Origin of the sequence: Novosphingobium sp. NPDC080210 (assembly GCF_050281025.1) — a bacterium.
Taxonomy (GTDB): Bacteria; Pseudomonadota; Alphaproteobacteria; order Sphingomonadales; family Sphingomonadaceae; genus Novosphingobium.
Genome location: NZ_JBNNWL010000003.1, coordinates 1 through 15,227, shown reverse-complemented (window position 1 = coordinate 15,227; position 15,227 = coordinate 1). Strand labels below are relative to the sequence as shown.

15 protein-coding genes are annotated in these 15,227 nt (G+C 65.4%); 7 read left to right on the top strand and 8 right to left on the bottom strand.

Annotated features, from left to right (window positions below; translation table 11 throughout):
* Positions 1 to 75: 75 nt before the first annotated feature.
* From ispG to ACQKOE_RS09090, 4 genes are all read right to left on the bottom strand, one after another.
* A complete protein-coding gene (gene ispG, locus ACQKOE_RS09105) occupies positions 76 to 1,215 on the bottom strand; it encodes a flavodoxin-dependent (E)-4-hydroxy-3-methylbut-2-enyl-diphosphate synthase (protein WP_427512505.1) in 1,140 nt (379 codons plus the stop codon).
* Positions 1,216 to 1,271: 56 nt separating this feature from the next.
* A complete protein-coding gene (locus ACQKOE_RS09100) occupies positions 1,272 to 3,341 on the bottom strand; it encodes a TonB-dependent receptor (protein WP_427512504.1) in 2,070 nt (689 codons plus the stop codon).
* A gap of 44 nt (positions 3,342 to 3,385) precedes the next feature.
* Complete coding sequence (locus tag ACQKOE_RS09095; protein ID WP_427512503.1) at positions 3,386 to 3,754, bottom strand: hypothetical protein; 369 nt, start codon at positions 3,752 to 3,754, stop codon at positions 3,386 to 3,388.
* A gap of 78 nt (positions 3,755 to 3,832) precedes the next feature.
* Positions 3,833 to 4,348, bottom strand: coding sequence for an N-acetyltransferase family protein (locus ACQKOE_RS09090; RefSeq protein WP_427512502.1), 516 nt, complete (start codon positions 4,346 to 4,348; stop codon positions 3,833 to 3,835).
* A gap of 64 nt (positions 4,349 to 4,412) precedes the next feature.
* Between ACQKOE_RS09090 and ACQKOE_RS09085 the strand changes: the two genes are divergently transcribed.
* Positions 4,413 to 5,519: an isoaspartyl peptidase/L-asparaginase family protein gene (locus tag ACQKOE_RS09085; RefSeq protein ID WP_427512501.1), complete on the top strand. Its 1,107-nt coding sequence runs from the start codon at positions 4,413 to 4,415 to the stop codon at positions 5,517 to 5,519.
* Between the two features lie 192 nt (positions 5,520 to 5,711).
* Here the strand turns inward: ACQKOE_RS09085 and ACQKOE_RS09080 are convergent, their stop codons facing one another.
* The 3 genes from ACQKOE_RS09080 to crtI are packed head-to-tail and all read right to left on the bottom strand — an operon-like array spanning position 5,712 to position 8,727.
* Complete coding sequence (locus ACQKOE_RS09080) at positions 5,712 to 6,605, bottom strand: prephenate dehydratase (protein ID WP_427512500.1); 894 nt, start codon at positions 6,603 to 6,605, stop codon at positions 5,712 to 5,714.
* 29 nt (positions 6,606 to 6,634) lie between these two features.
* Positions 6,635 to 7,216: a TIGR00730 family Rossman fold protein gene (locus ACQKOE_RS09075; RefSeq protein WP_374589805.1), complete on the bottom strand. Its 582-nt coding sequence runs from the start codon at positions 7,214 to 7,216 to the stop codon at positions 6,635 to 6,637.
* Positions 7,213 to 8,727, bottom strand: coding sequence for a phytoene desaturase family protein (crtI, locus tag ACQKOE_RS09070; RefSeq protein WP_427512499.1), 1,515 nt, complete (start codon positions 8,725 to 8,727; stop codon positions 7,213 to 7,215). Before crtI ends, ACQKOE_RS09075 begins: the two co-directional genes overlap by 4 nt.
* Positions 8,728 to 8,904: 177 nt before the next feature.
* Between crtI and ACQKOE_RS09065 the strand changes: the two genes are divergently transcribed.
* The 4 genes from ACQKOE_RS09065 to ACQKOE_RS09050 all read left to right on the top strand — a co-directional run bounded on the left by ACQKOE_RS09065 (position 8,905) and on the right by ACQKOE_RS09050 (position 12,276).
* Positions 8,905 to 10,440, top strand: a complete 1,536-nt coding sequence (locus ACQKOE_RS09065; protein ID WP_427512498.1) for a flavin-containing monooxygenase — start codon at positions 8,905 to 8,907, stop codon at positions 10,438 to 10,440.
* A gap of 71 nt (positions 10,441 to 10,511) precedes the next feature.
* Positions 10,512 to 10,958 carry a hotdog fold thioesterase gene (locus tag ACQKOE_RS09060; protein WP_427512497.1) on the top strand — a complete coding sequence of 149 codons (447 nt, stop codon included), beginning with the start codon at positions 10,512 to 10,514 and terminating at the stop codon, positions 10,956 to 10,958.
* Complete coding sequence (locus tag ACQKOE_RS09055; protein WP_427512496.1) at positions 10,955 to 11,677, top strand: SDR family NAD(P)-dependent oxidoreductase; 723 nt, start codon at positions 10,955 to 10,957, stop codon at positions 11,675 to 11,677. Before ACQKOE_RS09060 ends, ACQKOE_RS09055 begins: the two co-directional genes overlap by 4 nt.
* A complete protein-coding gene (locus tag ACQKOE_RS09050; protein WP_427512495.1) occupies positions 11,677 to 12,276 on the top strand; it encodes a 2-hydroxychromene-2-carboxylate isomerase in 600 nt (199 codons plus the stop codon). The genes ACQKOE_RS09055 and ACQKOE_RS09050 overlap by 1 nt, the downstream gene beginning before the upstream one ends.
* Here the strand turns inward: ACQKOE_RS09050 and ACQKOE_RS09045 are convergent.
* Positions 12,273 to 13,448: an acyl-CoA dehydrogenase family protein gene (locus tag ACQKOE_RS09045; protein ID WP_427512493.1), complete on the bottom strand. Its 1,176-nt coding sequence runs from the start codon at positions 13,446 to 13,448 to the stop codon at positions 12,273 to 12,275. The genes ACQKOE_RS09050 and ACQKOE_RS09045 overlap by 4 nt on opposite strands.
* 86 nt (positions 13,449 to 13,534) lie before the next feature.
* Here ACQKOE_RS09045 and ACQKOE_RS09040 point away from each other — a divergent pair, with 86 nt between their 5' ends.
* Together ACQKOE_RS09040 and ACQKOE_RS09035 are read left to right on the top strand one after the other, a co-directional pair.
* The gene (locus ACQKOE_RS09040; RefSeq protein WP_427512492.1) at positions 13,535 to 14,323 is read left to right on the top strand and encodes an SDR family NAD(P)-dependent oxidoreductase; all 789 of its coding nucleotides are present in this window, start codon (positions 13,535 to 13,537) and stop codon (positions 14,321 to 14,323) included.
* A 3-nt stretch (positions 14,324 to 14,326) separates the two neighbouring features.
* Positions 14,327 to 15,100, top strand: coding sequence for an enoyl-CoA hydratase (locus ACQKOE_RS09035; RefSeq protein ID WP_427512491.1), 774 nt, complete (start codon positions 14,327 to 14,329; stop codon positions 15,098 to 15,100).
* The last annotated feature ends 127 nt before the right edge of the window (positions 15,101 to 15,227 follow it).

Below are 15,227 nucleotides of genomic sequence, written 5' to 3'. Positions count from 1 at the left end.
CTATCGCGAAAAAGACAATAAATAACAGTCGGTTCATCGTGGCACGAATATAGCGCCAAGGTATTACTGTTTTACTTAAGCCGCCTTGCCGTGGGTAACGTCCATGCTGACCGCGCGGCCTGCCTCGATCTCTGCCGCCTTGGCTTCGACCAGGCTGACGATGTGGGCGATCATGCCATCGTCCTGCACGTGATGGTCGGTCACGCCGGACAGATAGACCATGTGCTTGCCATTACCGCCGCCGGTAATGCCGATGTCGGTTTCGCGGGCTTCGCCGGGGCCGTTGACGACGCAGCCCAGCACCGACACGCTCATCGGCGTCTTGATGTGCTGCAAGGCTTCTTCCAGCCGCTCGACCGTGCGGATCACGTCAAAGCCCTGCCGCGCGCAGCTGGGGCAGGAAACGATCCGCACACCGCGCGTGCGCAGGCCCAGGGCTTTCAGGATTTCATAGCCGACCCGCACTTCCTCTTCCGGTTCGGCAGAGAGGGAGACGCGGATCGTGTCGCCGATCCCGGCCCACAGCAGGTTGCCGATGCCGATCGAGGACTTGACCGTCCCGCCGATCAGGCCGCCCGCTTCGGTAATGCCCAGGTGCAGTGGGCAATCGACCGCTTCGGCCAGGCCCATGTAAGCCGCTACCGCCAGGAACACGTCGCTGGCCTTCACTGCCACCTTGTATTCGTGGAAGTCATGGTCCTGCAGCAGCTTGATGTGGTCCAGCGCGCTTTCGATCAGGGCTTCGGGGCAGGGCTCGCCATATTTTTCCAGCAAGTCCTTTTCCAGGCTGCCGGCGTTGACGCCAATGCGGATCGCGCAGCCGTTGGCCTTGGCCGCACGGACCACTTCGGCCACGCGCTCGCTTGATCCGATATTGCCGGGATTGATCCGCAGGCAGGCTGCGCCCGCGTCGGCAGCTTCCAGCGCGCGCTTGTAGTGGAAATGGATGTCGGCCACGATGGGCACCTGCGCCGCGCGGACGATCTGCGGCATGGCGGCGGTGCTCGCCTCGTCCGGGCAGGAGACGCGGATGATGTCGGCCCCGGCCTCTTCGCAGCGGCGAATCTGGTCGATCGTCGCCCTGGCGTCGCTGGTCAGGGTATTGGTCATGGTCTGCACGGTGATCGGCGCGCCGCCGCCGACTGGGACCTTGCCCACCATGATCTGCCGGGAAGTGCGCCGCGCGATATCGCGCCAGGGTCGAAGCGAGGACATGGCCGCGATATAGGGCGAAGGACGGGTGGAGCAAACCCCACCCGTCCCAATGGGCATCACAAAGTGAAGCCCAGCCGCACAAACAGGCTGCGCGCCGGTGCGGGCAGCTTTTCGCCCACTGCCAGATCGGAGCCGGTCACCCGGTTGCGTCCGGCCAGGTGATCGGAATAGCGACGGTTGAACAGGTTCTCGATTCCGCCGCTGAGCGAGATCGACTCGCCCAGCGCCAGGTCGAACCACAGGTTCGCCGCGACCCAGCCGGGGCTGGCTGCTTCGCCATTGGTGGCAGAGACCTTGCTTTGCCGCGCCGCGCCAACCGCTTCGCCCGTGACCGACCAGCGATCCGCCTGCCAGGTGAGGGCGAGACGGCCATTAAGCGGGGCGATGCGGTAGAGGTTGTCGGCAATGTCGCGGCGCTTGCCGCGCACATAGCTGACCGTGCCTTCCAGCTTGAGCCGGTCCAGCATCTGCCAGGTCAGGTCAGCATCGGCGCCATAGACCTGCGCTGCGACATTGCTGGCGATCAGGGGGGTGGCGTCGCCGTTCATCGTCGCAATGGCAATCTGCGCCGTCATGGTCGAGGGGACCGGAGTACCCTGCACATAGTTCTCGATCCGGCGATAGAATGCCGATGGGCGGAAGGTAAGCGGGCCGCTTACCAGGTCGACCCCGCCTTCCGCTGCCCAGGCCACTTCCGGTTTCAGCGTTTGGCGGCCGATGTAGATATTGCCATCGGCCAGGCCGCCGCTGGCTTCGGTCGGCAACCACGAAAACCGCTCGACCGCATTGGGCACGCGGCTCTTGCGCGACAGGGTCAGGCGCGGACGGACCGTGCCTTCCTCGCGCCACAGTCGGATGACGGCGTCCCAGGTGGTGTCCGTGCGCTGGCCATTGATGAGGGCGGTCGCCTTGGCGAGGTTGGCGATCATCATCGGCACGGCATTGCCGGTTTGCGGATTGTTCATCCGCGCCGTGTGACCATCCACGCGGACCCCCAGATCGGCTTGCCAGCCGCCACGGGCAAGGCGCGCTTCGGCAAAGGCGCCGATCCGTTCCTGCCGGACCTGATCCAGCGAGCCGATCACGAAACCGGCGCTGTTGGGGTTGGTGATGTTGACCATGCGGTCCACGGTCATGCCGTCCACTCCGATCCGCACCGGACCAATGCCCAGCCGCGCGGTGGCGGTCAGAGTCTGCGCCTCGGCATAGGAATAGCGGTACTGGGACAGGCTGGCTGGCGCGGGCCGCTGCGAGAAATTGTCCATCCCGTGGCTGACATCGCTGAAGCCCAGCGTCAGATCGAACGGCAGGGTGCCCAGCTTGCCTTCGAACCCGGCGCGGACGAAGTCGGTGTGGAAGAAGTCGATGTCCATCGCATAGGGCGGATTGCCGCTCTGGCCGGTTTCCTGCCGTCGCCAATCGAGCGAAAGGCGATTGTCCCCGGTCGAAAAACCGGCGGAAAGGCCATAGGTCAGGCGCTCGTACCCGGTGTCGCGCGCGCGGCCGCCGGGAATGCGATAGTCGTCGCCCTGTTCCCAGGCCGCAATCACGTTGAAGCGCACCCGTTCGCTGGCAAGGCCCGCGACCCCGCCTACGGCCACGCCATCATCCGCACTGCGATAGCTGGAGGCAAGGCTGACGACCGGAGTCATGGCCGCGCTGGAGGTGAAATCCACGCTCTTGAGTCGGGCATCAACCATCGCGCCCATGCCGGGACCTTCGCTGACCGGCGCGGCGCCGCGGCTGACGCTGATGCTGCTCAGCAGGATTGCTGGGGCATAGTGGAGCGGCGGGTCCATCGCATTGGGGCCGCCGGTCTGGAAACTTTGACCGGCCACGCGGATTGCCAGCCGGTCCGAGAACAGGCCGCGATACTGGACCTGGCCGGAAATGGCGCCGTTGTTGATCAGGGCCGCACCGGGCAGGCGGGCGGCCAGGGCGGCGGCATCGGCAGCGCTGGCATGGCCGCTGACCGGATCGGTTCCGGCTTCCAGCGCGGTGCTTTGGCGCTGGCCGGTGACCACGATGGTATCGGTGAGCGGGGCGGGCTCGGCTTCCTCGGCCATGGCGGGCACGGCCAGCAGCAAGGGCAGCGCGGTAGCGCTGCACAGCAGACGGTAAGTCATTTCAGGTTCTTTCGCTTGATCGGTAATTCAGATGAGAATGCAGATCAGGCGAAAGCGGGCGGACCCCGGGCTGGCGGACGCAGCGCGTGCCACGCGGTCAGGCGGGCAGCGACAAGGCCGGGGTAATGGGCCGGGGCATAGACCGGCGGAGCAGGCGGCAGGGCAGGGGCGGGGGCGTCCAGCGCCGGGCCCATGGCCAGGCCATAGGGGCAGGGATCGCGCGGCGCTTCCTTGGCGGGAAGACCTGGGTCGATCTCGACAAAGCTGGCAGCGCTGCCCGAACAGATAGCAACGCGGATGCCATTCTCGTCCGCCACCGGCATGTAGCCCGCCGGAGTCGCCATGCGCAGCGCCAGCGTTGCTGTCAGCAACAGCAGGGCCAAGGCCGGATGAAGGCGACGCAGCAGGTTCATTCCGCCTTGCCCGCTAGGCGCGTTCGGCCCCGGCGTAAACGGCTTAAATCAAATTCGTCTCATATTCCCGCCAGCCGCCTAAAGCATCCGGGCGAAAAGGAATTCCGGGTCCAGCTGCTCACCCACCTTGAAGGTAATGTCGGCGACCTTTGCAAAGCCATAGCGGGCATAGAAGCGGTGCGCGCCATCGTTGTAGGCATATACCGAGATCTGCACTTCGTCCGCGCCGTGGGCGGTGAATTGCGCCATCGCCCAGTCCATCAGCGCGCCGCCGATGCCCTGTCCGGTCGCTTCCGGCGCGGTGTAGAGCTGCTTCAGCTCCATCACCTTGTGCCCGCGCGCGTGCTGGGGAAAGCCGCAGGTCAGGCCGATCTTGCAATAGCCCAGCAGCGCGCCATCATCGCCCTGCGCCAGGCGATAGACCCGCGCGGGGTTGGCCAGTTCGGCGGCAATCGCGCTTTCCGACAGGCTTTCCTCCAGAAAGGCCGCCAGGTCTTCGGGGCGGTACAAGTCGCCGAACTTGGCGATGAACGATTCGGTCGCAAGCCGGGACAAGGCTGGTACGTCGGCGGGCAGTGCTTCGCGCAGGATCACGGATTTCTCACTCGATGCATGGAAGATTTGTCCCCCACGCCGGCTCTCTGCTATCGTGCACGCCATGATTGCAAGCCCGCTGCGCCGGTTGCTAACCGGTTTCGCCCTGATCCTGTCCTTCCCTGTCGCCGCGCAGGAAGCGGTGCAGGAACCCCTCGCCACTCCGCCCGCGCATTGGTCGATCGCGATCCACGGCGGGGCCGGTACGATCACGCGCGAGGCGATGACGCCCGAGAAAGAGGCCGAATACCGCGCCGCACTGGACCGGGGGCTGGCCGCAGGCATCGCCGTGCTGGAAAAAGGCGGCACTGCGCTGGATGCAGTCCAGGCGGTGGTCGTCACGCTGGAAGACGATCCGCATTTCAACGCGGGCCGGGGCGCAGTGTTCACCTGGGAGGGCAAGAACTCGCTTGACGCCGCGATCATGGACGGCCGCACCCGCAAGGCCGGTGCCGTGGCGAGCCTGAGCCGGATCAAGAACCCGATCAAGCTGGCCCGCGCGGTCATGGACAAGGGCCCGCACGTATTCCTGATCGGCGCGGGCGCCGAAGAATTCGCGCGAGAGCACGGAGTGGAGGAAACCGACCCGTCGTGGTTCTTCACCCAGGAACGCTGGGACCAGTTGCAGCGCCTGAAAGAGCGGAAGCTGACCGCTTACGAGGTCGATCACAAGTACGGCACGGTCGGCGCAGTGGCGGTTGACCAGCAGGGCCATCTGGCGGCGGCCACTTCGACTGGCGGTCTGACCGGCAAGCGCTGGGACCGGATCGGCGACGCCCCGGTGATCGGTGCGGGCACCTATGCCGATGACCGCGCCTGCGCCGTCTCTGCCACCGGCACCGGCGAATTCTTCATCCGCGAAGGCGTGGCGCACGAGATTTGCGCCCGGATGCGGCTGACCGGCGAAAGCGCGCAGGTGGCGGCGGACACCGTCATGCTGGAAACTGGCGAGATGGGCGGAGACGGCGGGGTGATCGTGGTTTCGCCCGATGGCCAGGCGGTCTTTTCCTTCAACACGCCGGGCATGTACCGGGGGCGCGCAAACAGCGAGGGGCTGAAGGAAGTGGCGATCTACCGCGATGACGGTCCCGGCGGCATTGCCCCGCCCAAGGTGATCGAGCCGGAAGGCGCGCCGCTAGCGGCTGAACCGAACGCGGACCCGAAGCATTAGGAGTGGCTGGAATGTTAGCGCGGGGTGCTTCGAGACAGGCCCTCAATCTTCGATTTCGGTCCTTCCTCAGCACGAACGGCTCTGGAGTAAAAAGCTTTCACCTAATCTGCCGTTCGCCCTGAGGAGCCTTGAAGCTGAAAGCTGAAAGGCGTCTCGAAGGGATGCGAAATGGGGTGCGCCCCAGCCCAAGCCTCAACCCCGCGCCAGTTCCTGCGGATAGGTGCCCAGCACGCGCAGTTCCTTGCAGTGGAAGGCCAGTTCTTCCATCGCCCGGTCGACTGCCGGATCGCCGGGTGCGCCGACGATATCGGCATAGAACATGGTCGCGGCGAAGCTGGCGCCCTTCTGATAGCTTTCCAGCTTGGTCATGTTGACGCCGTTCGTGGCAAAGCCGCCCATCGCCTTGTACAGCGCGGCGGGGATGTTCTTCACTTCGAAGACGAAGGTGGTCATCGCCGTGCGGCCATTGAGCGCGGCAGGATCGAGCGGCTGGCGCGACAGGACGACGAAGCGGGTCATGTTGTCCGCCGCGTCCTCGACATTCTCCTCGATGGTCTTGAGGCCATAGAGCTTGGCCGCGATCTTGGGCGCGATGGCGCAGAGGCTGGGATCGCCGCGTTCGGCCACGTGGGCGGCGGCGCCTGCGGTATCGGCATAGGCCAGCGGGACGATCTTGCGTTCGCGCAGGAAGAAGCGCGACTGGCCCAGCGCCTGCGGGTGTGAATAGCAGCTGGTGAAGGGGCCGTCGCCCAGGGCCATCAGGTCATGGTGGATCGCCATGAAATGCTCGCCCACGATGGACAGCCCGCTTTCAGGCAGCAGGAAGTGGATGTCCGCCACCCGGCCATGCTGCGAATTTTCGATCGGGATAATGGCGCGGGCAGCGCGGCCATCCTTGACCGCCTCCAGCGCGTCTTCAAAGCTGAAGCACGGCAGCGGCAGGCATTCCGGGTCCCACTCCATCGCCGCGCGGTGCCCGTTGCACCCCGGCGCGCCCTGAAACGCAATGGCGCGCGCGGGATTGGCCGCGGCGGCCTTGGTCATTTCCTCAACACGGGCGAGCGCAGGGGCGGGATAGGAATTCATGTCGTGCCCCTAAGCCGCGCCGCCCTGTGTTACAATTCCGAAGTTTTCATGTTGAAGATCGGCGTGTGCGGCTCATGCGCGGCCATCCGGGTCAGCAGGAGGTCCAGTTCCGGCTCGGCCACGATGATCCCCTGATGGGCCGGACGGATGAAGCCGACTTCGATCATGTGCCGGTTGAAGGCGATCAGGTGGTCGAAAAAGCCCAGTGCGTTGAGCAGGCCGACCGGCTTGGAATGATAGCCCAGCTGCGCCCAGCTCACCGCTTCCCACAGCTCGTCCATCGTGCCAACGCCGCCGGGAATGGTCACGAAGCCATCGGACAGGCGGGTAAAGGCCGCCTTGCGCTGGTGCATATCGGGCACGACGATCAGTTCGGTGCAGTCGTGGTTGGCCACTTCGCTGCTGACCAGAGCTTCGGGAATGACGCCGATGACTTCGCCGCCCGCCGACAGCGCTGCCGAAGCAACCGCGCCCATCAGGCCCAGCCGCCCGCCGCCATAGACCACGCCGATGCCGCGCTCGGCGAGCGTCCGGCCGACTTCGCTGGCGAGTTCGATATAGCGCGGATCGGCCGGGGTTGCCGAACCGCAATAGACTGCAAGGCGCTTCACTTCTTCGTCTCCACCATCAACCGGGCGGTCGCCTTAGCACCGGCCAGCACGGCTGCAAGTCCCGCGCCCGGATGGGTGCCTGCGCCGACCAGGTAGAGGTTGGCCAGCTTGCCGTCGCGGTGGTGGGGGCGCAGCGGCCCGGACTGCGTGGGGATTGGCTCCAGGCTCCAGGCCGCTCCGGCCCAGGCGTTGAAGTCCAGCGCCAGGTCGCGTGGGCTAGTGTGAAAGGCGGTGATGATCCGGTCCTCGATATCGGGAACCAGCCGCCGCCCTACTTCGCGCAGGACGCGGCGTTGCAGGACTGGGCCGACCGTGTCCCAGTCAATCGGCAGCTTGATCAGGTTCGCCACCGGGATCGTCGCGGAAAAGACGCTGCGGCCCGGCGGGGCAAGGCCCGGATCGGTCACGCTGGGGTGGGACAGCAGGATCATCATGTCCTGCGGCAGGACGCCGTGGGTGAAAATGTCTCCCAGCAGGCTGGCATAGCGCGGCCCGAACAGGGCCATGCGGTGCGGGATGCCCGGCCAGGTCCCTTCCAGTGCGAAATGGACCGTGAAGGCCGAGGGCGAAAAGCTTTTGCCCATCAGCTTGCGGGCCAGGGCCGGGCCGCGCTGGGTGCCCGGCAGCAGGTCGCGGTAGGTGTGGACCACGTCGGCATTGCTGGCCGCGATGGTTACCTTGCTGCGCCAGCCACTGGCGCATTCCACTTCGGTCACGCGGTTGCCGACCGTGTGAATGCGCACCACCGGATCGTGCAGGCGGATCTCTCCGCCCAGTTTCTGGAACCGCTGCGCCAGGGCCTGCACCAGCCTGCCCATGCCGCCCTCCGGCCACCAGGCCGGGCCCAACTGGTCCGGGATCTGGCCAAGCAGGTTGAGCGCCGAAGTCTTGTACGGGTTGCCGCCCGCAAGCAGCGTCTGGAAAGATAGCGCCTGGCGCAGCTTGTCCGACTTGACCAGGCTGGAGACAAGGCCCGCCGCGCTGCGCCACCCCTGGTTGCGCAGAATCGGACCGAGGGCCTCTGTCAAACCGCGCGCCGAACCCTGCGGCTGATCGGCCAGCCGCTGCCAGCCATCGGCGCGGCTGGCCGCAGACCAGGCGAGGAAATCTTCGTAGCCGGGAATGTCCTCCGGCGCGATCCGGGCCAGCTGCGCCGGGTCTGCGGGCAGGTCGAGCACGGAACCATCGGGCCAGCTGCACCGCCAGGCGGGGGCGACCGGGACCAGCTTGACCGCGTCGGCCATATCCTCGCCGGTCAGGCTCCACAGTTCGCGCAAGGGGGCTGCGTCGGCCAGCGCGGCGGGGCCTTGCTCGAAGACAAAGCCGTCCTGCTGCCAGCTGCGGATCAGGCCGCCCAGTTCGGGCCGGGCCTCTACCAGTACGGTCGGATGCCCCGCTGCCTGCAACCGGATCGCCAGGGCCAGCCCGCCGATTCCGCCCCCGATCACGCAGGCGCGCGGTGGGCTTTGCGCCGGATTTGCAGGCTGCTCAAGGGACTTGCGGCGTGCCATGCATGGCCTTGTAAAGCCGCTGCGCCGCGATGCAACTTCCTTGGTTTCGCGCGGATCGTCCGGTTATGGCTGCGGCTGGACGGCGGCATTTGACCGGCATCAATTACGCGCTTGGCAATTTCCGCGAATGGGGGTTTAATCGCATAATTAAAAAAGAACGGAAGAGGAGAGTCGATGATGAGCGCTGCTGCGTCTGCCGTTGCCGCACAGAAGGCCACCCACGTTGACGTATTGATCGTCGGCGCCGGAATTTCCGGGATCGGTTCGGCCTATCACTTGCAGGATCAGTGTCCGGGCAAGAGCTATGCCATCCTGGAAATGAAGGACACGTTCGGCGGAACCTGGGAAACCCACAAGTACCCAGGCGTCCGTTCCGACTCGGACCTCTACACCTTCGGTTATCGCTTCAAGCCGTGGGTCGGCACGCCGATTGCCTCGGCCCAGGCGATCCTCGACTATATGGGCGAAGTGATCGAGGAGAACGGGATTGCCCCGCACATCCATTACGGCCACCGCATCACCAAGTCTTCGTGGGACAGCAAGGCGAACCTCTGGACGGTGGAAGCAACGCGCAAGTCGGACGGCGCGCAGGTGGTCTTTACCGCCAACTTCCTGTGGATGTGCCAGGGCTATTACGACCACGAAAAGCCCTACATGCCGGACTGGCCGGGCAAGGAAAACTACAAGGGCATGCTGGTCCATGCCCAGCTGTGGGATCCCAAGACCGACTATAAGGGCAAGAAGGTCCTGGTGATCGGATCGGGCGCCACGGCGGCGACGGTGATCCCCGAATTCGCCAAGGAAGCGGCGCATGTCACCATGTTGCAGCGCTCGCCCACCTATTTCTTCTGCGCGGAAAACAGGAACGAACTGGCCGACAAGCTGCGCGCCGGCGGGATCGACGAACCGACGATCCACCGCGTCGTTCGTGCCCAGATCATGTACGATCAGGACGTCCTGACCAAGCGTTGCCAGGAAGAACCCGATCAGGTGTTCGAGGAGCTGAAGGAGCTGGTCCGCGCCTTTACCGGCAAGCCCGACTTCCAGTTCGAACCGCACTTCACGCCCAAGTACCGCGTCTGGCAGCAGCGCCTCGCCTTCTGCCCGGAAGGTGACATCTTCCGCGCGGCGGTGGACGGAAAGCTGACCGTGGTGACGGATGAGATCGACACCTTCACCGAAACCGGCGTGCGCACCAAGGACGGGACCGAGATCGAGGCGGACATCATCGTCGCCGCGACCGGTTTCAACCTGCTGATGATGGGCGGCATTCCGTTCTATGTCGATGGCAAGCAGGTCGATTGGCACGACACGGTCAACTATCGCGGGATGATGTTCACCGGCGTGCCCAACCTGGTCTGGGTCATGGGCTATTTCCGGGCGAGCTGGACCCTGCGGGTGGACATGGTGGGCGATTTTGTCTGCAACCTGCTCAAGCACATGGACGCCAAGGGGGCCAAGCGGGTCGACGTGGCCCTGCGCGACGAGGACCGCGACATGACCCTGGGCGACTGGATCGAGAACGACAATTTCAACCCGACCTACCTGATGCGCGGGCTGAAAGACCTGCCCAAGCGCGGGGACAAGCCGGAATGGCGCCACAACCAGGATTACTGGGCAGAGCGCGACCAGATCCCGGCGACCGATCTGGAAGGCAGCGAATTCCTTTACGATGGCGTGCGTGCCGGCAAGAAAGTGACCGAAGCGGCCTGATAGGCCACGACGATCATCAAGCGGCGGTGCTGGATTGCCAGCGCCGCCGTTTTGATTCTATGCAGGTTGCAATGAGCAACCAAATCATCTGGTGGGGCGGAGAGCGCCCTGACCTCGCAGCCATGACCGCGGGCGGAGCCGATTCCATGAACGGCTGGCTGGACATCGAATTCACCGATTGCGGAGACGACTGGATCAAGGCGCGGATGCCGGTCAACGAACGCACCCGCCAGCCATTCGGACGGCTCCATGGCGGGGCCTCGGTCGCCTTTGCCGAAACGGTCGGCTCCGTTGCAGCGGGCTGGTGCGTGGATCGCAGCAAGTTCGTTGGCGTCGGCATGGAAATCAACGCCAACCACATCCGCCCGGCTTATGACGGCTATGTCTATGCCACGGCCAGGGCGGAATCGCTGGGCCGCACAACCCAGGTCTGGACCATCCGGATCGAGGACGAGGCCGGCAAGCTGGTCTGCATTTCGCGCTTTACCGTCGCGGTGATCTCGCTGGAGCGCAAGTGACCGCGCCCAGCCGCTCGGTCGCGGTCATTGGCGCTGGCGACTTCATCGGGGCGGCCATCGTCCGCAAGTTCGCGGGCGAGGGCTTTGCCGTCCACGCCGGTCGCCGCAATGGCGACAAGCTCGCGCCCTTGCTGGGCGGGCAGGTCACCGGACGCAGCCTGGATGCGCGCGAGAGCGAGGACGTCGCCGCTTTCCTGGCCGAGGCGGAGTCGATTGCGCCCCTGGACCTGGTCGTGTTCAACGTTGGTGCGAACGTGCAGTTTCCGCTGACCGAAACGACCGACCGGGTGTTCCGCAAGGTCTGGGAAATGGCCTGCTTCGCAGGCTTCGCCACAGTGCGCGAAGCGGCGCGGATCATGGCGCCGCGCGGGGCGGGCAAGATTTTCGTGACCGGCGCCACCGCTGGGCTGCGCGGCAATCCGGGCTATGCCGCCTTTGCCGCAGCCAAGGCGGGCCTGCGCGCCATGGCGCAATCTGCGGCGCGCGAACTGTGGCCGCAGGGCATTCACGTTGCCCATCTGGTCATCGACGCCGGGGTCGATACCGAATGGGTCCGGGCCCGGGTGACCGAGCGGATCGGGGCCGAGGCGCTGGCCGCCCAGCCTGATCTGCTGATGCCGCCCGAAGCCGTGGCAGAGGCCTATTGGGCGCTTTACAACCAGCCGAAATCGGCCTGGACCTTTGAGCAGGAAATCCGGCCATACGGGGAGAAGTGGTGATGACCGAGATTGAATTTGTCTACGACTTCGGGGGTCCGAATTCGTGGTTCGTCCACCGCGCGATTCCCGCGATCGAAGCACAGGGCAAGGTCCGCTTCCGCTATGTCCCGGTCCTGCTGGGCGGCATTTTCAAGGCCACCGGCAACCGCCCGCCGGTCATGACCTATGGCCATGTCGAATCCAAGATGGCCTATGACCGGCTGGAAATGGACCGCTTCATGGCCCGACACGGAATTTCCGGCTTCAAGCTCAACCCGCATTTCCCGGTCAACACCCTGCTGCCCATGCGCGGTGCGGTCGCGGCGGAACGGCTCGGTTGCGGCGCTGCCTACCGCGAGGCGATGTTCGTTGCCCTGTGGGAACAGGGCCTGAAGCTGGATGAACCGGCAGTCTGGGCCGAGGCGGTTTCTGCGGCTGGACTGGACGCAGCAGCGCTGGGCGCTCTGGTTGAGGACGCGGAGGTGAAGGGTGAACTGGTCGCCAACACCGAGGCGGTCGTGGCGCGCGGCGCGTTCGGAGTGCCGACCTTCTTCATCGGCACGGAAATGTGGTTCGGCAAGGACCGCCTGCGCGATGTGGTGGAGGCGGCTGGGGGCTAGCCCCCGTTTTCAGCCTTCCATTCCCGCTTGATCTTCTTGGCCAGGCTCCACTTGTGGACCTCGGTCGGGCCGTCATAAATGCGGAAGGCGCGAACTTCGCGGAAGACCTGCTCGACGATGGTGTGATCGGTCACGCCCCGCCCGCCCATCACCTGAACGCAGCGGTCCGCGATCCGCATCAGCGCTTCGGACACGGCCACCTTGGCCATCGAGCTTTCCGCCGTGCCGAGTGAACCGGTGTCGAGCACCTGCGCGCACCACTGGATCATCAGTTCGGCCTGCTTCAGGTCGATAAGGTTTTCCGCCAGCATGAAGCCGACCCCTTCGTGGTCGATCAGCGCCTTGCCAAAGGCGTGGCGGCGGTTGGCATAGTCGGTGGCGATTTCATGCGCGCGCTGGCAGCAGCCGTGCCAGCGCATGCAGTGCGAGAGCCGCGCCGGAGACAGGCGGATCTGCGCATATTTGAACCCTTCGCCGGCCTCGCCCAGCATCTGGTCTGCGGGCACGCGCAGGTTGTCGATCACCACCGTGGCATGGCCGCCAGGCATGGAATTGTCGATGGTGTTGGGCACGTGCTCGATCCGGATCGCCGGGTTGGGCAGGTCGACCAGGAACATGCAGGCCCCTTCGTCGGCCTTGGCCATGACAATGCCGACCTTCGCCCCTTCTGCCCCGGTGATGAAGGCCTTGCGCCCGTTGATCACCCAGTGATTGCCGTCGAGCTTGCAAGTGGTCTGCATCATCGAAGGGTCGCTGCCCGCGCCGCCTTCCAGCGCGGGCTCGGTCATGAAGAAAGCGCTGCGGGCGCGGCCCTCGACCAGCGGTTTCAGGAACCGTTCCTTGATTTCCGGACTGCCGACCTTGCCGAGCAGGTACATGTTGCCTTCGTCCGGGGCCATGGTGTTCACCGCCAGCGGACCAAGCGGCGATAGGCCGGATTTTTGCAGGACATAGGCCGTTTCCAGCTGGGTCAGGTGGCCGCCATCGGGCAGGACATGCGGGGTCAGCACGCCTGCGGCACGCGCCTTTTCGCGCATTTCCATCACCAGATCGTCCAGCGGCGCGCCGTGATTGTCGCGGCGGGGATCGGTTTCATAAGGGATCACGACGTCCCGCACGAAAGCCTCAACCCGGGCTCCGATTTCCAAGGCGCGCTGCATCGTCATTTTCATTTCCCCTGCTTGCCAAGCCCGGTCGGGCCGTTCATCGTGGCGTTTAATCGCGCGATTGAATTTGCGCCAGCCCTGGGAGTCCTGAAATGAGCGAATACCCCTTGCCCAATGCTTCGACCGACCTTTCCGGCCGGGTTGCCTTTGTCACTGGCGCCTCTTCCGGCCTGGGCGCGCGCTTTGCCGAAGTGCTGGCCAGCCAGGGTGCGGCCGTGGTGCTGGCGGCGCGGCGCAAGGACCGGCTTGAGGCCCTGGCCGACAAGATCAAGGCGGCGGGCGGCAAGGCTCTGGCGGTGCAGATGGACGCAACCGATGCCGACAGCATGATCGCCGCCGTGGCCGCGGGCGAGGCGGAGTTCGGCACCATCGACATCCTGGTCAACAATGCCGGGATGCCCGATGCCCAGCGCGCCCACAAGATGAGCCTGGAACTGGTCGACCAGGTGCTGGGCGTGAACCTGCGCGGGCCGTGGATCCTGGCCTGCGAAGTGGCGCGGCGCTTGATCGCGGCGGGCAAGCCCGGGCGGATCGTCAATATCAGCTCGGTCGCCCATTTCCGCTATGACGGCGGCGGGGCGGCGCTCTATGCCGTGACCAAGACCGCCATTGCCCGCATGACCGAGGCGCTGGCGGTGGAGTGGGCGCATTACAACATCAACGTCAACGCGATTGCGCCGGGCATGTTCGTTTCGGAAATGACCGACGGCATGTTCGCGCGCATGGGCGGCAATCCGGCGGACCACCTGCCGCGCAAGCGGGTGCCGGTTCCGGCGCAGATGGATTCGACCCTGCTCTATCTCGTCGCCCCCAGCAGCGAATGCGTGACCGGCGCGACGATCCGCATCGACGACGGCCAAAGCGCCCGGACGCGGATGTAAGCCATGCTGGTAACCGTGGAACGCGACGGCAATGTCGCCGTGGTAACGATGAACCGGCCCGAGGCGATGAATGCCCTGTCCAGCGCCCTGCGCGAGGAACTGGCCAAGGCCATGGTCGCGGTAGATGCCGATGACAGCATTCACGCCGTGGTCCTGACCGGAGCGGGACAGCGCGCCTTTACCGCCGGGCTTGACCTCAAGGAACTCGGCACCCAGGGCCTGGGCGCGGCCAATGCCGAAACGCCGCAGGCCAATCCGGTGAAAGCGATCGAGCAGTGCCGCAAGCCGGTGATCGGCGCGATCAACGGCGTCGCCATCACCGGCGGGTTCGAAGTTGCCGTGGCCTGCGACATCCTGATCGCCAGCGAGAACGCCCGCTTCGCCGATACCCATGCACGGGTCGGGATCATGCCGGGCTGGGGCCTGTCGCAAAAGCTGTCGCGCCTGATCGGGATCAGCCGGGCCAAGGAACTGTCGCTATCCGGCAACTTCCTCGACGCGCAGACTGCCTGCGCCTGGGGCCTGGTCAACCGCGTGGTTCCGGCGGAGGAGCTTTTGCCTGCGGCCAAAAAGCTGGCAGCGGATATTGCCAGCGCCGATCCGGGGATGATCCAGGCCTACAAGCGCCTGATCGACGATGGCTATGCCGTGCCGTTCGGCGAGGCGATGGCGCTGGAGCATGAACGCAGTTCCAGCGCGAACAGCCAGGTCAACAAGGCTGAAGTCGAAGCGCGCCGCATGGCCGTGATGGAGCGCGGCCGCGCGCAGCAGAGCTGAACTGGAATCCACCACCGTTCGTGTCGAGCGAAGTCGAGACACGTTGCGCTCGCGTGTCTCGACTTCGGGCGAGAAGAACAGGAAGTGGGGGGGGGTTTAGAAGAACCACATACGGGGCGCGGGGATG

Coding starts and splice junctions, on each gene's coding strand:
- ACQKOE_RS09035 (WP_427512491.1), top strand. CDS start 14,327: ATGCTGGTAACCGTGGAACGCGACGGCAATGTCGCCGTGGTAACGATG.
- ispG (WP_427512505.1), bottom strand. CDS start 1,215: ATGTCCTCGCTTCGACCCTGGCGCGATATCGCGCGGCGCACTTCCCGG.
- ACQKOE_RS09045 (WP_427512493.1), bottom strand. CDS start 13,448: ATGAAAATGACGATGCAGCGCGCCTTGGAAATCGGAGCCCGGGTTGAG.
- ACQKOE_RS09080 (WP_427512500.1), bottom strand. CDS start 6,605: ATGAATTCCTATCCCGCCCCTGCGCTCGCCCGTGTTGAGGAAATGACC.
- ACQKOE_RS09060 (WP_427512497.1), top strand. CDS start 10,512: ATGAGCAACCAAATCATCTGGTGGGGCGGAGAGCGCCCTGACCTCGCA.
- ACQKOE_RS09100 (WP_427512504.1), bottom strand. CDS start 3,341: ATGACTTACCGTCTGCTGTGCAGCGCTACCGCGCTGCCCTTGCTGCTG.
- ACQKOE_RS09050 (WP_427512495.1), top strand. CDS start 11,677: ATGACCGAGATTGAATTTGTCTACGACTTCGGGGGTCCGAATTCGTGG.
- ACQKOE_RS09095 (WP_427512503.1), bottom strand. CDS start 3,754: ATGAACCTGCTGCGTCGCCTTCATCCGGCCTTGGCCCTGCTGTTGCTG.
- ACQKOE_RS09065 (WP_427512498.1), top strand. CDS start 8,905: ATGAGCGCTGCTGCGTCTGCCGTTGCCGCACAGAAGGCCACCCACGTT.
- ACQKOE_RS09040 (WP_427512492.1), top strand. CDS start 13,535: ATGAGCGAATACCCCTTGCCCAATGCTTCGACCGACCTTTCCGGCCGG.
- ACQKOE_RS09085 (WP_427512501.1), top strand. CDS start 4,413: ATGATTGCAAGCCCGCTGCGCCGGTTGCTAACCGGTTTCGCCCTGATC.
- crtI (WP_427512499.1), bottom strand. CDS start 8,727: ATGGCACGCCGCAAGTCCCTTGAGCAGCCTGCAAATCCGGCGCAAAGC.